14 protein-coding genes are annotated in these 16,138 nt (G+C 63.0%); 9 read left to right on the forward strand and 5 right to left on the reverse strand.

Translation table 11 applies throughout. The features are described from left to right. Positions 1–52: 52 nt before the first annotated feature. Positions 53–439 carry a MarR family winged helix-turn-helix transcriptional regulator gene (locus HX811_RS28940; RefSeq protein WP_003207888.1) on the reverse strand — a complete coding sequence of 129 codons (387 nt, stop codon included), beginning with the start codon at positions 437–439 and terminating at the stop codon, positions 53–55. A gap of 309 nt (positions 440–748) precedes the next feature. Here HX811_RS28940 and HX811_RS28945 point away from each other — a divergent pair, with 309 nt between their 5' ends. Genes HX811_RS28945 through yghU form a run of 4 tightly spaced genes read left to right on the forward strand, consistent with a single transcriptional unit; the run spans position 749 to position 7,394 of the window. Continuing rightward, a complete protein-coding gene (locus HX811_RS28945) occupies positions 749–3,937 on the forward strand; it encodes an efflux RND transporter permease subunit (protein WP_177048469.1) in 3,189 nt (1,062 codons plus the stop codon). A 1-nt stretch (position 3,938) separates the two neighbouring features. Next, entirely contained in the window at positions 3,939–5,120 is a 1,182-nt protein-coding gene (locus HX811_RS28950; protein WP_102605049.1) for an efflux RND transporter periplasmic adaptor subunit, read from the forward strand. Next, positions 5,113–6,555, forward strand: a complete 1,443-nt coding sequence (locus HX811_RS28955; RefSeq protein WP_177048470.1) for an efflux transporter outer membrane subunit — start codon at positions 5,113–5,115, stop codon at positions 6,553–6,555. Before HX811_RS28950 ends, HX811_RS28955 begins: the two co-directional genes overlap by 8 nt. A gap of 5 nt (positions 6,556–6,560) precedes the next feature. Next, positions 6,561–7,394 carry a glutathione-dependent disulfide-bond oxidoreductase gene (gene yghU, locus HX811_RS28960; RefSeq protein WP_177048471.1) on the forward strand — a complete coding sequence of 278 codons (834 nt, stop codon included), beginning with the start codon at positions 6,561–6,563 and terminating at the stop codon, positions 7,392–7,394. Positions 7,395–7,490: 96 nt separating this feature from the next. Here the strand turns inward: yghU and HX811_RS28965 are convergent, their stop codons facing one another. The 3 genes from HX811_RS28965 to HX811_RS28975 form a co-directional block, all read right to left on the reverse strand. Further along, positions 7,491–8,786, reverse strand: a complete 1,296-nt coding sequence (locus tag HX811_RS28965) for a cation:dicarboxylate symporter family transporter (RefSeq protein ID WP_177048472.1) — start codon at positions 8,784–8,786, stop codon at positions 7,491–7,493. A gap of 91 nt (positions 8,787–8,877) precedes the next feature. Beyond that, positions 8,878–10,086, reverse strand: coding sequence for a pyridoxal phosphate-dependent aminotransferase (locus HX811_RS28970; RefSeq protein WP_177048473.1), 1,209 nt, complete (start codon positions 10,084–10,086; stop codon positions 8,878–8,880). Between the two features lie 11 nt (positions 10,087–10,097). Beyond that, positions 10,098–10,763 carry an RraA family protein gene (locus tag HX811_RS28975; protein WP_003207901.1) on the reverse strand — a complete coding sequence of 222 codons (666 nt, stop codon included), beginning with the start codon at positions 10,761–10,763 and terminating at the stop codon, positions 10,098–10,100. A 117-nt stretch (positions 10,764–10,880) separates the two neighbouring features. Between HX811_RS28975 and HX811_RS28980 the strand changes: the two genes are divergently transcribed. Then, complete coding sequence (locus tag HX811_RS28980; RefSeq protein WP_177048474.1) at positions 10,881–11,777, forward strand: LysR family transcriptional regulator; 897 nt, start codon at positions 10,881–10,883, stop codon at positions 11,775–11,777. 51 nt (positions 11,778–11,828) lie between these two features. Next, on the forward strand, positions 11,829–12,752 hold the full coding sequence (locus HX811_RS28985; RefSeq protein WP_177048475.1) for a LysR family transcriptional regulator: 924 nt from the start codon (positions 11,829–11,831) through the stop codon (positions 12,750–12,752). Here HX811_RS28985 and HX811_RS28990 read toward each other — a convergent pair. After that, on the reverse strand, positions 12,655–13,359 hold the full coding sequence (locus tag HX811_RS28990) for a TetR/AcrR family transcriptional regulator (protein ID WP_177048477.1): 705 nt from the start codon (positions 13,357–13,359) through the stop codon (positions 12,655–12,657). The two genes, HX811_RS28985 and HX811_RS28990, sit on opposite strands and share 98 nt — an antisense overlap. Before the next feature lie 124 nt (positions 13,360–13,483). Here HX811_RS28990 and HX811_RS28995 point away from each other — a divergent pair, with 124 nt between their 5' ends. From HX811_RS28995 to HX811_RS29005, 3 genes are all read left to right on the forward strand, one after another. Continuing rightward, positions 13,484–14,707 (forward strand): MFS transporter, encoded by a 1,224-nt coding sequence (locus HX811_RS28995; protein WP_003207907.1) that lies wholly within the window; start codon positions 13,484–13,486, stop codon positions 14,705–14,707. Between the two features lie 112 nt (positions 14,708–14,819). Then, positions 14,820–15,200, forward strand: coding sequence for a type 1 fimbrial protein (locus tag HX811_RS29000; RefSeq protein ID WP_177048479.1), 381 nt, complete (start codon positions 14,820–14,822; stop codon positions 15,198–15,200). 22 nt (positions 15,201–15,222) lie between these two features. Beyond that, the gene (locus HX811_RS29005; protein ID WP_177048480.1) at positions 15,223–16,128 is read left to right on the forward strand and encodes a LysR family transcriptional regulator; all 906 of its coding nucleotides are present in this window, start codon (positions 15,223–15,225) and stop codon (positions 16,126–16,128) included. Positions 16,129–16,138: the final 10 nt, after the last annotated feature.

The following is a 16,138-nucleotide window of genomic DNA, read 5'->3' on the forward strand; positions in this document are numbered from 1 at the left end:
GCTGTAAGAGCGGAACCAATACAAGCCATCACCCAAATAACGGATATGCCCCCTAACCCAACAACGCCCGAGCAAACTCATCAGACGCAATAAAGTCCATGGCCTTGCGCAACTCGCAAGCCGCCTCAGCCCCAAACACCTCATCAAACCGCACCGCCATCTGCCTGGACACCACCCGCGCCTCTTCGTATTTACGCTGCCCCGCGTCGGTCAACAGCACCCGCCGGCTGCGGCGGTCCAACTCATCCACCCGCAACACCACCAGCCCATCCCGCACCAGCGGCTTGAGCGTATGCCCCAGGGCCGACAAATCCATCACCAACGACTGCGCCAGGTCGCGCATCTTTGGAGCGTCCCCGTTGGCGATGTGGTTCATCAGCGAATACTGGGTGGCCTTCAGACCAAACGGCGCAAACGCCTCGTCATAGATCTGCGCCATACGACGGGACGCGCGCCGCACGGCTCCGTTGGAGCAGGTGCTCGGGCTATTCAGGACAGGCGGTGCGCATTTCACAGGCTGATCACTCGCTACAGATCAAGGGTTAACCGAACGTTAATCCGGCAAGATGAATATTGACACATGCTGCAACAAATTAGTTGCGTATGCCACTAAACGCTATATCGTGGCATATGCCTCTATTTTGACCGGATGTCAGTGCAGTTGGCCCGGAACACAGACGGGCGGGGCAGGAGGGAAGCGCTGTTCGGTACCTCCTTCAGTCATCAACTTCCTGTCTGGATCACATCTATGCTCAACCTCGTGCGCATCGCATTGCGGCGCCCCTATACCTTCCTGGTATTGGCTATTTTCATTCTGATTGTGGGCCCGCTCGCGGCCTGGCGTACCCCGACCGACATCTTCCCCGAAATTCGCATCCCCGTGATTGCCGTGATCTGGCAGTACACCGGCTTGCCGCCCGACCAGATGGCCGGCCGCATCACCTCGCCGTTCGAGCGGGTGCTGACCACCACGGTCAACGACATCCGCCATATCGAGGCGCAATCGCTGAACGGCTACGGCATCGTCAAGGTGTTCTTCCAGCCGGGAGTCAATATCAGTACGGCCAACGCGCAGATGACTTCGGTGTCCCAGGCCATCCTGCGTCAACTGCCGCCGGGCACCACGCCGCCGCTGATCCTCAACTACAGCGCCTCGACAGTGCCGATCGTGCAGTTGGCGTTGTCCGGCAAAGGCCTCAGCGAACAGAAACTCGGTGACCTGGGCCTCAACACCGTGCGCCTGATGCTGACCACGGTGCCCGGTGCCGCACTGCCATACCCGTTCGGCGGCAAGACCCGCCAGGTGCAGATCGACCTCGACTCCGCACGCATGCAGGCCCGTGGTCTCTCGGCGCAGGACGTGGCCACTGCCCTGGCCACGCAGAACCTGATCACCCCGGTGGGCACGCAAAAGATCGGCAGCTACGAGTTCAACCTGCAACTGAACAACTCGCCGACGGACTTCCACGACCTGGAAAACCTGCCGATCAAGACCGCCGACGGCACCACCGTGTTGATTCGTGACGTGGCCACGGTGCGTGACGGCAACCCGCCGCAGACCAACATCGTGCATGTCAACGGCAACCGCTCCGTGCTGCTGCCGGTGCTCAAGACCGGTTCGGCGTCGACCCTCGGGGTGATCGCCGGGATCAAGGACAAACTGGCCGACAACAAAGGCGCCTTGCCGCCCAACCTGAATATCGACCTGATCGGCGACCAGTCGTTGTTTGTGCGCTCGGCGATCAGCGGCGTCGCCCGTGAGGGGATCATAGCGGCCGCGTTGACCAGCCTGATGATCCTGTTGTTCCTCGGCAGTTGGCGCTCCACGGTGATCATCGCCACGTCGATCCCATTGGCCATCCTGTCGTCGATTGCCACGCTGTCGGCGCTCGGCGAAACCCTCAACATCATGACCCTCGGCGGCCTGGCATTGGCCGTGGGTATCCTGGTGGATGACGCTACGGTGACCATCGAAAACATCAACTGGCACCTGGAACAGGGCAAGCCGGTGGAGACGGCGATCCTCGACGGCGCGGCGCAGATCGTCACGCCGGCGTTCGTGTCGCTGCTGTGTATCTGCATCGTGTTTGTGCCGATGTTTTTCCTGGAAGGCGTGGCGCGCTTCCTGTTTGTGCCGATGGCCGAAGCGGTGATCTTCGCGATGATCGCCTCGTTCATCCTCTCGCGAACCCTGGTGCCGACCCTCGCCAATTACCTGCTCAAGCCTCACGAACATCATGCGGACGGTACGCCGGTGGTGGCGCCGTCGAGCAACCCGCTGGTGAAATTCCAGCGCGGGTTCGAGCGCCAGTTCGAGGCGTTTCGCGGGGTTTACCACGGGGCATTGGAGAGTGCCTTGCACCACCGTCGTATCGCGGTGATCGCGATGCTGGCGTTCGTCGCCGTGTCGTTTGCGCTGGTGCCATTCCTGGGTCGCAACTTCTTCCCCGACGTCGACTCCGGGCAGATCCTGTTGCATGTGCGTGCACCGATCGGCACGCGGGTCGAGAGCAATGCGCGGCTGGTCTCGCAGATCGAGAACACCATTCATAACGTGATCGAGCCCCGGGAGCTGGCGGCCATCGTCGACAATATCGGCCTGGCCATCAGCGGGATCAACGTGGCCTACAACAACACCGGCACCGTGGGTTCACAGGACAGCGACATCCAGATCAGCCTGAAAGAGGGCCATCGTCCCACCGCCGAATACATGCGCGAACTGCGGGAGCGGCTGCCCCGTGAATTCCCGAATGCGGTGTTCTCGTTCCCGGCTTCGGACATCGTCGGGCAGATTCTCAACTTCGGTTCTTCGGCGCCGGTGGATGTGCAAGTCAGCGGCAATAACCTGCCCGCCAACTTCACCTACGCCAGCACGTTGCTGCGGGAAATCCGGCGGGTGCCGGGTGTGGTGGATGCGCGTATCCAGCAGTCGCGGCAACTGCCCACGTTCAAGATCGATGTGGACCGTACCCAGGCCCAACTGGTGGGCCTGAACGAGCGCGACGTGACCAACAGCCTGGTGGTCAACCTGGCGGGTTCCAGCCAGGTGGCGCCGACGTTCTGGCTCAACCCGGCCAACGGCGTGTCTTATCCGATTGTGATGCAAACCCCGCAGTACGGCCTCGACACCCTGGCCGCCCTGCATAACCTGCCGTTGAGCGGCAGCCCCGGTTCGGCGCAAGACCAGACCCTCGGCGGCCTGGCGTCCATCGAACGCAGCCACGCGAACTCGGTGGTGACCCAGTCGGACATCCAGCCGGTGGTCGAGGTGTTGACCGCAATCCAGGGCCGCGACCTCGGTGCCGTCGCCGCCGACATCCAGAAGATCATCGCCGCCCACGCCAGCGAAGTGCCCACCGGCTCCAAGGTGCTGTTGCAGGGCCAGGTGCAAACCATGAACGCGGCCTTCGGTGGCCTGTTGTTTGGCCTGCTTGGCGCGGTGGTGCTGATCTACCTGCTGATCGTGGTCAACTTCCAGTCCTGGGCTGACCCGTTCGTGATCATCACCGCCTTGCCGGCGGCGCTCGCGGGCATCGTGTGGATGCTGTTCATCACCCACACGCCGCTGTCGGTACCGGCGCTGACCGGGGCGATCATGTGCATGGGCGTGGCCACCGCCAACGCCATCCTCGTGGTGAGCTTCTGCCGCGAACGCCTGGCCGTGCACGGGGATGCGGTGCAGGCGGCGCTTGAAGCCGGCTTTACCCGTCTGCGCCCGGTATTGATGACCGCGATTTCGATGATCATCGGCATGGCGCCGATGGCGCTGAGCCTGGGGGAGGGCGGCGAACAGAACGCCCCGCTGGGCCGTGCGGTCATCGGCGGGCTGGCCTTCGCCACCATTGCCACGTTGTTCCTGGTTCCGCTGATTTTCAGTCTTGTGCACGGGCGGCGTCAGCACGCCACGCTTGCGACCACCGCCACTCAAGGGGTTTGACATGTCTGCTTCCGTTTCCAATCCGGGTTCGCCCCGCCGTAAATCCCGTGGTCTGCTCTGGCTGTTGCTGGGGCTGGTGGTCCTGGTTGCCGTGGTGGTATTCGGCATCGGTGTGCGCGCCAGCGAATCCCATGACCTGAAAACCTGGACCGATGCCCAGGCGTTGCCCAGCGTGATCCTGATCACCCCGAGCGTGCAGCCCCAGGGTCCGATCCTGAACCTGCCGGGGCGTCTTGAGGCGTACTCCCGGGCGTCGATCTTTGCCCGGGTCAATGGCTACCTCAAGACCTGGAACGTCGACATCGGCGACCACGTGAAGGCCGGGCAACTGCTGGCCGAAATCGACACGCCGGAGCTCGATCAGCAACTGCTGCAAGCCAAGGCGGTGCTGGCTTCGGCCCAGGCCGACGAGTCGCTGGCACAGACCACCGCCAAGCGCTGGCAGGCAATGCTTTCGTCGGACTCGGTGTCGCGCCAGGACGTGGATGAGCGCACCGGCGACCTGACTGCCAAGCAGGCCAAAGTGGTCGCGGCCAGGGCCAACGTCGACCAGTTGGTTGCCACCAAGGGCTTCCAGCGTTTGACTGCGCCGTTCGCCGGCGTGGTCACTGCACGCTCCACCGATGTGGGGGCGTTGATCAGTGCCGGTGGTGCCACTGGCAAAGAGCTGTTCGCGGTCTCCGACGTCAGCCGCCTGCGGGTGTATGTGCAGGTGCCGCAGTCGTCGGCGCCGCAGATCCAGGTGGGCACCGTGGCGCGTCTGAGCGTGCCGGAGTATCGCGGTGAAACCTTCAACGCCAAGGTGATCGCCACTGCCGATGCGGTGAACGCCGCGTCCGGCAGCACCCTGGTGCAACTGTTGGTGGAGAACCCCGGCAGCCGCCTGTTGCCGGGCGGCTACACCAGCGTGCAGTTCACCTTGCCGGTGCAGACCGACGTGCTGCGCCTGCCTGCCAGCGCCCTGGTGTTCGATGACAAGGGCATGCGCGTGGCCACCCTCGACGCGAATAATCATGTGCACTTCAAGACCGTGACCATCGCCCGGGACTTCGGTGACAGCGTGGAAATCGGCAGCGGCCTGGTCGCCACCGACCGCGTGATCGACACCCCGCCCGACGGCCTGGCCGACGACGATTCGGTGCAACTGGCCGCCAATCCCGTGGAGGCCAAACCCCATGGCTAAGCGCACTTGCCTGGTATTGGTCGCGACCCTGGGCCTGGGCGCCTGCCATCTTGCGCCGCCGCTGGACGTGCCGGAGGTACCCATTGCCGCGCAGTTCCATACCCAGGGACCGTGGACCGTCGGCACGCCGAACGACCAGGCGAGTCGCGACGGTTGGTGGCACATCTACAAGGACCCGCAACTGGACGCGATGGAGCAGCAGTTGCTGCAAAGCAACCCGGACTTGAGCGCGGCACTGGCTCACTATTCCCAGGCCCAGGCGTTTTTGGCCCAGGCGCAATCCGGGCTGTTTCCAAAGCTGATCGGTTCCAGCAATGCCCAGCGCATTCGCCAGTCGGACACCCGGCCACTGCGCTCGGCCAGCCCGCCGAATGTTTACGATTCCGGGACAGTGGGGGTAGAGCTGGACTATGAAGTCGACCTCTGGGGCCGTGTGCGCGACACCGTTGCCGCCGGCACCAGCGACGCCCAGGCCGCCAAGGCCGACCTGGCTTCGGTGCGCTTGAGTTTGCAGGCACAGTTGGCCGACAGCTATATCCGCCTGCGTGGCATCGACCGGCAAGACCAGTTGCTGCAGGAAACCAGCGATGCCTATGCCAAGGCTTTGAGCCTGACCGAAGGCTTGCACGGCGGCGGTATCGTCTCCGGGCTGGACGTGGCGCGGGCGCGTACCCAACTGTCGACGGTCAAGTCGCAGCTGAGCCAGAATTTGGTGCAGCGTGCAGTGCTTGAACACTCGATAGCGGCGATGCTGGGTGAGTCCGCATCGACCTACACGATTGCCCCAAGCGTTGCGGATATCGCCTTGCCCGGCGTGCCCACCGGTGTACCGTCTACGCTGTTGCAGCGTCGGCCGGACATCGCCGCTGCCGAGCGCCGGATTGCCTCGGCCAATGCACGCATAGGGGTGGCGAAAGCCGCCTGGTTCCCGGCCCTTACCCTGAGTGCCCAGGGTGGTTTCCAGAGTGATGAGTTCGCGCACTTGTTGAGCGCGCCCAACATTTTCTGGGCAATTGGCCCGTCGCTGCTGGGGACGATTTTTGACGGCGGCGCGCGCCAGGCCGGGGTGGACAATGCCAAGGCGGCAACAGATGAAGCCGCAGCCAAGTATCGTGGTGTAGTGTTGACCGCGTTCGAGCAGGTGGAGAACAACCTGTCGATCATCTCCGGGCTCGACACCGCCCTGGTTGACCAGCGCGATGCGGCGGCAGCCGCGCAGTACGCCGAGGACTTGTCCCTGGCCCGCTATCGCCAGGGTGGCGCGGCGTACCTGGACGTGGTGACGGCGCAGGTAGCGTCGTTGCAGGCACAGCGCACGGTGCTGGATCTGCAGACTCAACAGTTAAGCGCCAACGTAGGGCTGATCAAGGCACTGGGTGGCGGCTGGAACCTGGCCCAGTTGGCCGCCACCCCGAAATTGAACCCCAAGGAGTAATAAGCATGACTGATTACGTACCGCCAAAAGTCTGGACCTGGAAGACCCAAAACGGCGGCACCTTCGCCAGCATCAACCGGCCCATTGCCGGCGCGACCCACGACAAGGAATTGCCGGTAGGCCGTCATCCGTTGCAGCTGTATTCGTTGGCAACGCCCAATGGCCAGAAGGTCACGATCCTGCTGGAAGAGCTGCTGGCCCTGGGTCACAAGGGTGCGGAATACGATGCGTGGTTGATCAGGATCGGTGACGGCGACCAGTTCGGCAGTGGCTTCGTCGGGGTCAATCCGAACTCGAAGATTCCCGCGCTGCTGGACCGCAGCGGGTCCAAGCCGATTCGGGTGTTCGAGTCGGGTGCGATCCTGCAGTACCTGGCCGAGAAGTTCGGCGCGTTCCTGCCCACCGAACCGGCGGCCCGTGCCGAATGCCTGTCGTGGTTGTTCTGGCAGATGGGCAGCGCGCCGTACCTGGGCGGTGGTTTCGGGCATTTCTATGCCTACGCGCCGACCAGGATCGAATACGCCATCGACCGCTTCGCCATGGAAACCAAGCGCCAACTGGACGTACTGGACAAGCAATTGGCCGAGCACGAATACATTGCCGGGGATGAGTACACCATCGCCGACATGGCGATCTGGCCGTGGTACGGCGGCCTGGTGAAAGGCCGCTTGTATGAGGCGGGGGAGTTTCTCTCGGTGCAGGATTACAAGCACGTCGTGCGCTGGGCCAATGCCATCGAAGCGCGGCCGGCGGTGCAGCGTGGGCGCCGGGTCAACCGTGTGTCGGGCGAGCCGTCAGAGCAACTGCGCGAGCGGCATGAGGCGTCGGACCTCGACTGACACGGCGCTCCCTGTGGCGAGGGAGCTTGCTCCCGCTGGGCTGCGCAGCAGCCCCAAAACCTGCGCCCACGTTCTACCTGAAAGAATGCGGGCTGCTTATTGGGGCCGCTTCGCAGCCCAGCGGGAGCAAGCTCCCTCGCCACAGGTTTCAGCGGTGCCTTCACGGCGTTCCCACTTGGCGATCACCAGCGGTGCCAGAGCATTGCCCAGCACGTTCAACGCGGTGGTCGGCATTTCCATCAGGCGATACACCCCGGCGATGAAGGCGATGCCCTCCAACGGCAAGCCAGCACTCGCCAGGGTCGCCGACAGAATCACGAACATGAACCCCGGCACCCCGGCCGCGCCCTTGGATGTCAGCACCATGGTCACCACCAGCAGGGCCTGGTCGCCAAGGCTCAGGTCGATGCCATACAACTGCGCCACAAACAGCGTGCCGATCCCCAGGAACAGCGACGCACCGTCCAGGTTGAACGAATACCCCACCGGCACCACAAAGCTCACCAGCGAAGGCGGCACGCCGTAGGTTTCGAGTTTCTTCATCAGTTGCGGCATCACCGCCGCCGAACTGGCGGTGGAGAACGCCAGGATCAGTTCGTCCTTGATATGTCGCATCAACGCAAACAGGTTGATCCCGCACAGCCGCGCGACCAGGTTGAGCACCACCAGCACGAAGAATGCAATCGACACGTAGCTGACCAGGATCAGCTTGGCCAACGGCAACAGCGAGCTGAACCCGAAATTGGCCACGGTCACTGCGATCATCCCGAACACGCCGATGGGCGAATAGGCCATGATCATCGACGTGACCTTGAACATCGCCTCCGACACCCCGCGCAGCAGGGCAATCACCGGGTCCTTGCGCTCGGCCGGCAAGCGCGAAACCCCGAGGCCAAACATCACCGCGAAGAACAGCACCGACAGCAAGCTGCCCTGGGCCATGGCGTTGATCACGTTGTCCGGAATGATCCCGACAATGATCTGCCCCAGGCTGTGGCCGCCGCCGGCGCTGCTAGTGGGCAAGGTCACGGCACTCGCTTGCAGGCTGGCCAGTTCGGTACCGGCGCCCGGCTGGAGCAGGTTGCCCATCACCAGCCCGACGATGATCGCCAGGGTGGTGATGCAGAAGAAATAGCCCAGGGACTTGACCCCGATGCGTCCCAGGGATTTACCGTCACCGTGCCCGGCAATGCCCACCACCATGCAGGCAAACACGATGGGCACGACGATCATCTTCATCAGCTTGATAAAGATATCGCCCGCCGGTTGCAGCAGGTTGTCCACCAGCCACGGCCGGGATTCGGGAAAACGGTGCAGCAGGGCGCCGATGGCGATGCCGGCGAGCAAGCCGATCAGGATTTGCCAGACCAGCGCGATGCGGGGCTTGTGCATGGGAATGCCTCATTTATATCAATGATTATGAGTGTTGTTCTAGGCAGTCAATGAGCGGCCATCCCTGGCCGCCGGGTGGGGCGGGAATCCGTCAGCGCAATCGATGGCACGCTTCATTCAGGCGACGGCAACCTTCTTCAATCACGTCAAGCGAGCTGGCGAAAGACAGGCGGATATACGGCGACATGCCGTACGCCGCACCACTCACGGTGGCCAGGCCGTGTTCCCGCAGCAGGTACTCGGCCAGTTGTGTGTCACTGTCGATCCGCTCGCCGTGGGCGGTGGTCTTGCCCATCAGCCCGGCGACGTTGGCGAACACGTAGAACGCGCCATCCGGTGGCGTGAAGCTCACGCCGGGAATGTCTTCGAGCAGGCCCAGCATGCGTTCGCGGCGTTGCTGGTACACCTCGCGCATCCCGGCGATGGGCGCCTGGTCGCCAGCGAAGGCGGCAACTGCGGCAGCCTGGCTGAGGGAACTGGGGCAGGTGGTGGTTTGCGAAAGCAGCTTGGCAATGGCCGCGATCAGCCAGGCCGGGCCGGCACCGAAACCCAGGCGCCAGCCGGTCATGGCGTAGCCCTTGGAGGCGCCGTTGACGATCAGCGTGCGCGGCTTCAGGTCCGGTGCGAGTCGGGTCAGGGAAACGTGGCGGGCATCGTCGTAGACGAAGTGCTCGTAGATCTCGTCCGCCATGATCAGCACATGGGGATGGCGCCGCAGCGCCGCGGCCAGGGCCAGCAGTTCGGCCTCGTTGTACACCGCGCCGCTGGGGTTGTTCGGGCTGTTGAGGATCACCCATTTGCTGCGCGGGGTGATCGCTTGTTCCAGGGCCTGGGGCGACAGTTTGAACCCCAGTGACTCGTCGCCGGGAATGATCACCGGCGTCGCGTCATTCAGCCGTGCGATGTCCGGGTACGACACCCAATACGGCGTGTGCACGATGACTTCGTCGCCGCGATTCAGGGTCGCCGCCAGGGCGTGATAAATGATGTGCTTGCCACCGCACCCGGCAATCACTTCGTCCAGCCCATAGTCCAGCTGGTTATCGCGCTTGAGCTTGAGGCAGATCGCCTGGCGCAGGGCGAGGGTGCCGCTGGTGGCGGTGTAGTGGGTGTCGCCACCGTGCATCGCGGCGCTGGCTGCTTCGAGGATATGCGCGGGTGTATCGAAGTCCGGCTCGCCCACGGTGAAGTTGACGATGTCCCGGCCCTGGGCGCGCAGTTCGCTGACCAGTGCGTTGGCGGCGATGCTCGGGGAGGGCGCGATGCCCAGCACCCGGTCGGACAGAAAGGCAGTGCTCATGATGACTCCCCTCAGCCTGCCAGGCCGGCCTGTTGCAACACCTTGTCGATCCAGCTCTGGCGCACCGCACCGCTGGCAATTTCGGCTTTGACTTGCTCTTCATGGGCCGCGTGTTGCGCGGCCTTGCGCAATACTTCGGCGGCGTCGGCCTGGGAGAAGGCGACCAGGCCGTCTTCGTCACCCACCAGCACATCCCCCGGGTTGATCAGCATGCCGCCGATGGACACCGGCACATTCACCTCGCCCGGGCCGGTCTTGTAGGGGCCGCAATGCACCACGCTGCGGGCGTAGCAAGGGGTGTCCTCGAAGCTCGCGACATCGCGAATCGCCCCGTCAATCACAAACCCCACGCAGCCGCGTTGCTGGGCGTAGAGCTTGACCAGTTCGCCGATCACCGCGTTGTTGGTGTCGCCCTGGGCGTCCACCACCAGCACGTGGCCCGGCTCCAGCATGCTCAGGGCCTTGTAGATCAGCAGGTTGTCGCCGGGGCGGGTTTTCACCGTGAGCGCGGTGCCCACCAGCTTGCCGGTGCGGTTGTAGCGGTTCAGCCCACGGGCACCGATGTGCCGGCCGAGGTTGTCGCTGATGTGCGGGGTGACCACGTGAGTGAAGGCTTCAAGCACTTCGGCGCAAGCCAGAGGTGGGTTGGGGAGGATGCGGGAACCGGGCAAGGACATGGCTGTAACTCCGATTGATCTTATGGGTCTGTGGCTAGATCTTAGGAGTGATGAACATACAGTTTTAGCGATATTTTATTATCTGATAGGATCGCTTTTTCTCATGGGAGATAGCCGATGATCACGTTCAAGCAAATCGACGCGTTGTACTGGATTGCCGAGCTGGGCAGTTTCGAGGCGGCGGCGAACAAGCTGAACATGTCGCAGTCGGCGATTTCCAAGCGCATCCAGGAGTTGGAAGAAACCTTCGATGTGGAGATTTTCGACCGCAGCAAACGCAATGCGCGGTTGACGGAAAAGGGCGCCGAGTTGCTCGACTACGCCAAGGACCTGCTGGAGCGTCGTGACTACATGCTGGAGCGGGTCAGCACCCGTGAAGTGCTGGTGCGCAGGTTTCGCCTGGGGGTGACGGAATTGACGGCTTTCACCTGGTTGCCGGCGCTGGTGGAGGCGTTGCGCGAGGCCTATCCCAAGGTGCAGATCGAACCGTCGGTGGAGTTGAGCAGTGAGCTGTTTCGCAAGCTGGAGAGTGATGAGCTGGACCTGGTGATCGTGCCTGATGCCTACAGTGATTCGCGCTTCCTGAGTACGCCGCTGGGCAGTGTGGAAAACGCCTGGATGTGCGCACCGTGGTTGGTCAGTGAGCCTGATCCGGTGGGGCTTGAGGCGTTGGCGGGGTACACGGTGCTGACCCAGGGTTCGCACTCGGGGACGGGCTTGATTTATGAGCGCTGGTTGGCAGCGCATGCTGTGCAGATGCCGCGCAAGTTGACCAGTCATAACCTGTTGGTGCAGGTCGGGCTGGCGCTGTCGGGGGTGGGGGTGAGTTATTTGCCCAAGGGGTGTTTGTCGCATTTGATCGAGCGCGGGGAGCTGCGCGCGCTGGTGACGGAACCGGCGCTACCGAGGGTTGGGTATGTGGCGTTGCATCGCGGGGATCGGCAGTTTGGCTTGAACCAGAATGTGGCGCAGTTGGCGGTGCAGTGTTGTGATTTTTCGCGGTTGTTGTTTTAGTTTTTCGAAGCAGTGAGCGAGTCCTTAAAGACCTACCCGGTGTAATCCATCATGAAACGCCATTTCGAAGATTTGCAGCTGGGCAGCATCGAGCTGTTCTGCCTGGCCGCCGAGGCCAGCAGCTTTACCGCCGCCGCCCAGGTGGCAGGCGTGACCCCGGCGGCGGTGAGCCGCAGCATCTCGCGGTTGGAAGAGCGCCTGGGCTCCCGGCTGTTTGTGCGCACCACCCGCAGCATCCGCCTGACCGATGGCGGCCGGACATTTTTCGAGCAATGCCGCCAGGCGCTGACGCAACTGGTGGAAGCCCAGCAGGAAATGATGGGCGCGCAATCGGTGCCGTCCGGGCTGTTGCGCATCAGCATCCCGACCACCTACGGCCATCACCGGATCCTGCCGCTGCTGCCGAAATTCCGTGGGCTGTACCCGCAAGTCAGCGTGGATATCCACATCAGCAACCGCAACATCGATTTCGTCGCCGAAGGTTATGACCTGGCCATTCGCGTGCGGGCCCAGCCGGACTCGACGCTGATTGCGCGGTTGCTGGAAGACGCCAGGCTGGTGGTGGTCGCGACGCCGTCATACCTGAAGCGTGCCGGCACGCCCCAGGCCCTGGAGGATTTGCCGAACCATGAGTGCATCCAGTACGAATTGCCGAGCAACGGGCGGCGCATTTCCTGGCTGTTCCAGGTGGACGGCAAGGAGCGGGAGTTTGCCGGGGAAGCAGGCTACAGCTGCTCTGACGACGTGCTGGGTGGCGTAACCCTGGCCAAGCACGGCGCGGGGTTATTCCAGACCTACAAGTTCATCGTCGAGGAGGAGTTGGCCAACGGCAGCCTGGTGGAGGTCTTGCAGCCTTACGGCGGGCGCTCACGGCCGTTTACCTTGCTGTATCCCCATGGCCGCTATGTGCCCCATCGGGTGCGGGCGTTTGTGGATTTTCTGCTGGAGCATCGCGCCGAATGGGCGGCGCTGTAGCGGCGGATAAGTCCCAGGTCAGCATCAGTTGGCCAATGGCAGTATCGATGGCATCAGCGTCGACGCCATCCCGGGCCAGGATCGACACGCCTTGCAGAAAACTGTCGTAGACCGTGGCCATGGCACGTGCATTGGTCTCGGCCGGTAACTGGCCTGCGCGGATGCCGCGCTCGACACAATGCACGATGCCCGCCCGTGTGCGCCCTCGCGAATGGGTCAGCCCATGGGTGACTTGTGCGTTCTCGGGGGAGGGCGCGCTCATCACGCCCAGGGCTACCATGCAGCCTTTGGGATGCCCCTCTTCACACTGCATGCGTGCCGATTGGCGCAACGCCGTCTCGATGGCCTGGCGCGGTGGCAGGCTGTCATCCCAGAGGCATTCGGTGACCTGGGCGAACGTCGCCAGATAACGCTGCACGCACTCCTGGAACAGCGCGTCCTTGGAGCCGAACGCCGCGTAGAAACTCGGCGCGGAGATGCCGCCGCCCAATCCGGCTTTCAACTGGCTCAGGGACGTCGCGTCGTAACCGTGCTGCCAGAACAGGTGCATGGCCTGTTCCACGGCCTGGTCGCGGTCGAAGGTGCGGGGGCGGCCCATCTGTGCCATGTGGAAATCCTCTCGGGTGACGAGATAAATACTAGTCGATACATAAGTCGTTGACAACGCTGCGTGGGTCGCCCAACATTTATATCGATCGGTATTTAAGTCCTCTCGCTCAAGGAGTTTCCCTGTGACCCCCTCAACCACCTTATCGGCAGACGCCGTTCCCGACCGCTTGCCCGTCGGCGCCTTGCTCGCCCTGGCCATGACCGGTTTTATCTGCATCGTCACCGAAACCCTGCCGGCGGGCCTGTTGCCGCTGATCAGCGATGGGCTGGGAGTTTCAGCGTCCATGGCCGGGCAGATGGTCACCGCGTATGCGCTGGGCTCGGTGCTGGCGGTGATCCCGCTGACCATCGCGACTCGCGGCTGGCGGCGACGCAATGTGCTGCTGCTGACCATCGTTGGTTTTCTGCTGTTCAATTCCATCACGGCGCTGTCCTCCCACTACGGGCTGACGTTGCTGGCGCGGTTCCTCGCCGGGATGGCGGCGGGGCTGGCCTGGAGTTTGTTGGCCGGCTATGCGCGGCGCATGGTTGAGCCACATCAGCAGGGCAAGGCGTTGGCGCTGGCCATGGTAGGAACGCCGATTGCCCTGTCACTCGGCGTACCGCTGGGCACCTGGCTGGGTGGGCTGGTGGGCTGGCGCACCACGTTCGGGATCATGTCGGCACTGACCCTGGTGCTGATTGTCTGGGTGCTGGTGAAAGTGCCGGATTACCCCGGCCAGTCGGCCCATCAGCGCATGCCGTTGCGCAAGGTGCTGACCACGCCGGGTGTGCGGCCAGTGCTGGCGGTGGTGATCTCATGGATGCTCGCCCATAACATTCTCTATACCTACATCGCGCCGTTCGTGGCTCCGGCGGGCTTGGTGGACCGTGTGGATCTGGTGTTGTTGGTGTTTGGTATAGCGGCGCTGCTCGGGATTTGGGTGACTGCCCGGTTGGTGGATGTGGCGTTGCGCAAGACGGTGCTGGTCAGCCTGGCGGGCTTTGCGGCGACGTGTTTGGCGTTTGGTTTTCTGGCGCAGGTGCCGGGCGTTATTTACCTCGGCGTGGCGGTGTGGGGCTTGAGTTTTGGCGGCGCTGCGACGTTGCTGCAAACCGCACTGGCGGATGCTGCCGGAGATGGGGCGGATGTTGCGTTGTCGCTGAACGTGGTGGCATGGAACAGCGCGATCGCCGGAAGCGGCGTGGTGGGTGGCGTGTTGCTGGATACCTGGGGCGTGGCGTCTTTCCCATGGGCAATGTTGGTGTTGCTGGCGGTGGGCTTCGCGATTGTGTGGTGCGCGCGACTCCATGGCTTCAAGCCGGGGCACCGGGCCCACGGTAAACCTGTGGTCGGCGGGCACTGATATTTCCAAAGTCTTTGGAAAAACCGCTTCTAACATCAGACAAATCTTAAAATAACCTGCTGCTCGGCCGATATCCCGGGGCATAGGCTTTATCACCCCCGGGAGTATCGGCATGCGCATCAAGAGAATGTATGCAATCCATGTTGGCCTGTTGTTCAGCCTGTCCGGTGCCTGCATGGCCGCGAGCCCGGTGGGGCAGGGAGTCATCTCGTTTCACGGCAGCATCGTCGAAGCGTCTTGCACACCGCTCGCCGTGGCCAACGGGATGAAACTCAACAATTGCCCTACGTCCGCACGCGGCAGCGCCATCAGCGTGCGCAGTGTGCAACCGGTGGGCTCGGTCACGGCCCTCGACCACAGCGCCGTGAACGTGAAGCTGGTCGCCGACAGTGGCCGGGGAGACCGCTATTACCAGCAGCAATATGCGTTGGTGGATGGCCAAGGGAGGCCTGTGACGTCGGGGCAGTATCTGATTACATTAACGTCACCTTGAGAGATGGCAGTGGATCAACCCGATGAACCTGACTGGACACAACCTCGCGCTCCTGACTTCCCTCAGCGTCTTGCTTGAGGAGAGGAACGTCACGCGGGCGGCGGCGAAGCTCAACCTGACGCAGTCGGCGTTATCCGCGCAGTTGTCGCGGTTGCGTGACCTGTTCGGCGACCCTTTATTGATGCCTGCTCAGTCCGGAAAAGGCATGGTGCTGACAGCACGTGCCGAACATTTGCGTCAGCCGTTGCGCCAGGCGTTGCAGGTACTGGGGACGGTGGTCGGTGACCTTCCATGCTTTGATCCTGCCAAGTCGGACCGGACCTTTGTGATTGGCGCGAACGATAACGCCGCTGCGATCGTCGCGCCCCGGCTGGTGCAGCTTGTGCAGGCTGCGAGTCCTGGGGGCATCCGGGTTTCGATACGTGCGATCGACCAGGTGTTGCTTGGCGATCAGTTGGAAAGCGGCGAGATTGACGTCGCGCTGGTATCACACAGCCGTATCGGGAACCTGTCGCACGAGTTGCTGCTGCAGGAAGAATTCAAGATGGCCCAGCGCGCCGATCACCCTCGCGGATCCGCGCCACCAACGCTGGAGGAATACCTGGGCCTGGAGCATGTGGTGGTGTCGGGTGCCGTGAACAGCTTTCACGGTTTTATTGATGATGTGCTCGCGCAGAAGGGGCGTGCGCGCCGTGTCGCGGTGTCGGTGCCTTACTACAGCATCGTTCCATTGCTGCTGCAGAACAGCGACTGTGTAAGTGTGCTTCCGTCCTGTTTCCTGAGCCGTTATGAGCGCTCGCTGGCGGCCCTTGCTCTGCCCCTCGAGGTGCGCGACTTCAGTTTGTTCTCTGCCTGGCATCCACGGTTCGACAAGGACCTGGCACATCTCTGGTTGCGCGAACAACTCAAGCTCTGCGTGCTTTCCTGACGACATCAGG

The sequence above is a fragment of the Pseudomonas sp. F8002 genome (genome assembly GCF_013385495.1).
In the GTDB taxonomy this organism is placed as follows: Bacteria; Pseudomonadota; Gammaproteobacteria; order Pseudomonadales; family Pseudomonadaceae; genus Aquipseudomonas.

Excerpts from the sequence above, each read along its gene's own strand:
- HX811_RS28955 (WP_177048470.1), top strand. The coding sequence starts at position 5,113 with ATGGCTAAGCGCACTTGCCTGGTATTGGTCGCGACCCTGGGCCTGGGC.
- HX811_RS28985 (WP_177048475.1), top strand. The coding sequence starts at position 11,829 with ATGAAACGCCATTTCGAAGATTTGCAGCTGGGCAGCATCGAGCTGTTC.
- HX811_RS28970 (WP_177048473.1), bottom strand. The coding sequence starts at position 10,086 with ATGAGCACTGCCTTTCTGTCCGACCGGGTGCTGGGCATCGCGCCCTCC.
- HX811_RS28980 (WP_177048474.1), top strand. The coding sequence starts at position 10,881 with ATGATCACGTTCAAGCAAATCGACGCGTTGTACTGGATTGCCGAGCTG.
- HX811_RS28950 (WP_102605049.1), top strand. The coding sequence starts at position 3,939 with ATGTCTGCTTCCGTTTCCAATCCGGGTTCGCCCCGCCGTAAATCCCGT.
- HX811_RS28945 (WP_177048469.1), top strand. The coding sequence starts at position 749 with ATGCTCAACCTCGTGCGCATCGCATTGCGGCGCCCCTATACCTTCCTG.
- HX811_RS28975 (WP_003207901.1), bottom strand. The coding sequence starts at position 10,763 with ATGTCCTTGCCCGGTTCCCGCATCCTCCCCAACCCACCTCTGGCTTGC.
- HX811_RS28940 (WP_003207888.1), bottom strand. The coding sequence starts at position 439 with ATGGCGCAGATCTATGACGAGGCGTTTGCGCCGTTTGGTCTGAAGGCC.
- HX811_RS28965 (WP_177048472.1), bottom strand. The coding sequence starts at position 8,786 with ATGCACAAGCCCCGCATCGCGCTGGTCTGGCAAATCCTGATCGGCTTG.
- HX811_RS29005 (WP_177048480.1), top strand. The coding sequence starts at position 15,223 with ATGAACCTGACTGGACACAACCTCGCGCTCCTGACTTCCCTCAGCGTC.
- yghU (WP_177048471.1), top strand. The coding sequence starts at position 6,561 with ATGACTGATTACGTACCGCCAAAAGTCTGGACCTGGAAGACCCAAAAC.
- HX811_RS29000 (WP_177048479.1), top strand. The coding sequence starts at position 14,820 with ATGCGCATCAAGAGAATGTATGCAATCCATGTTGGCCTGTTGTTCAGC.
- HX811_RS28990 (WP_177048477.1), bottom strand. The coding sequence starts at position 13,359 with ATGGCACAGATGGGCCGCCCCCGCACCTTCGACCGCGACCAGGCCGTG.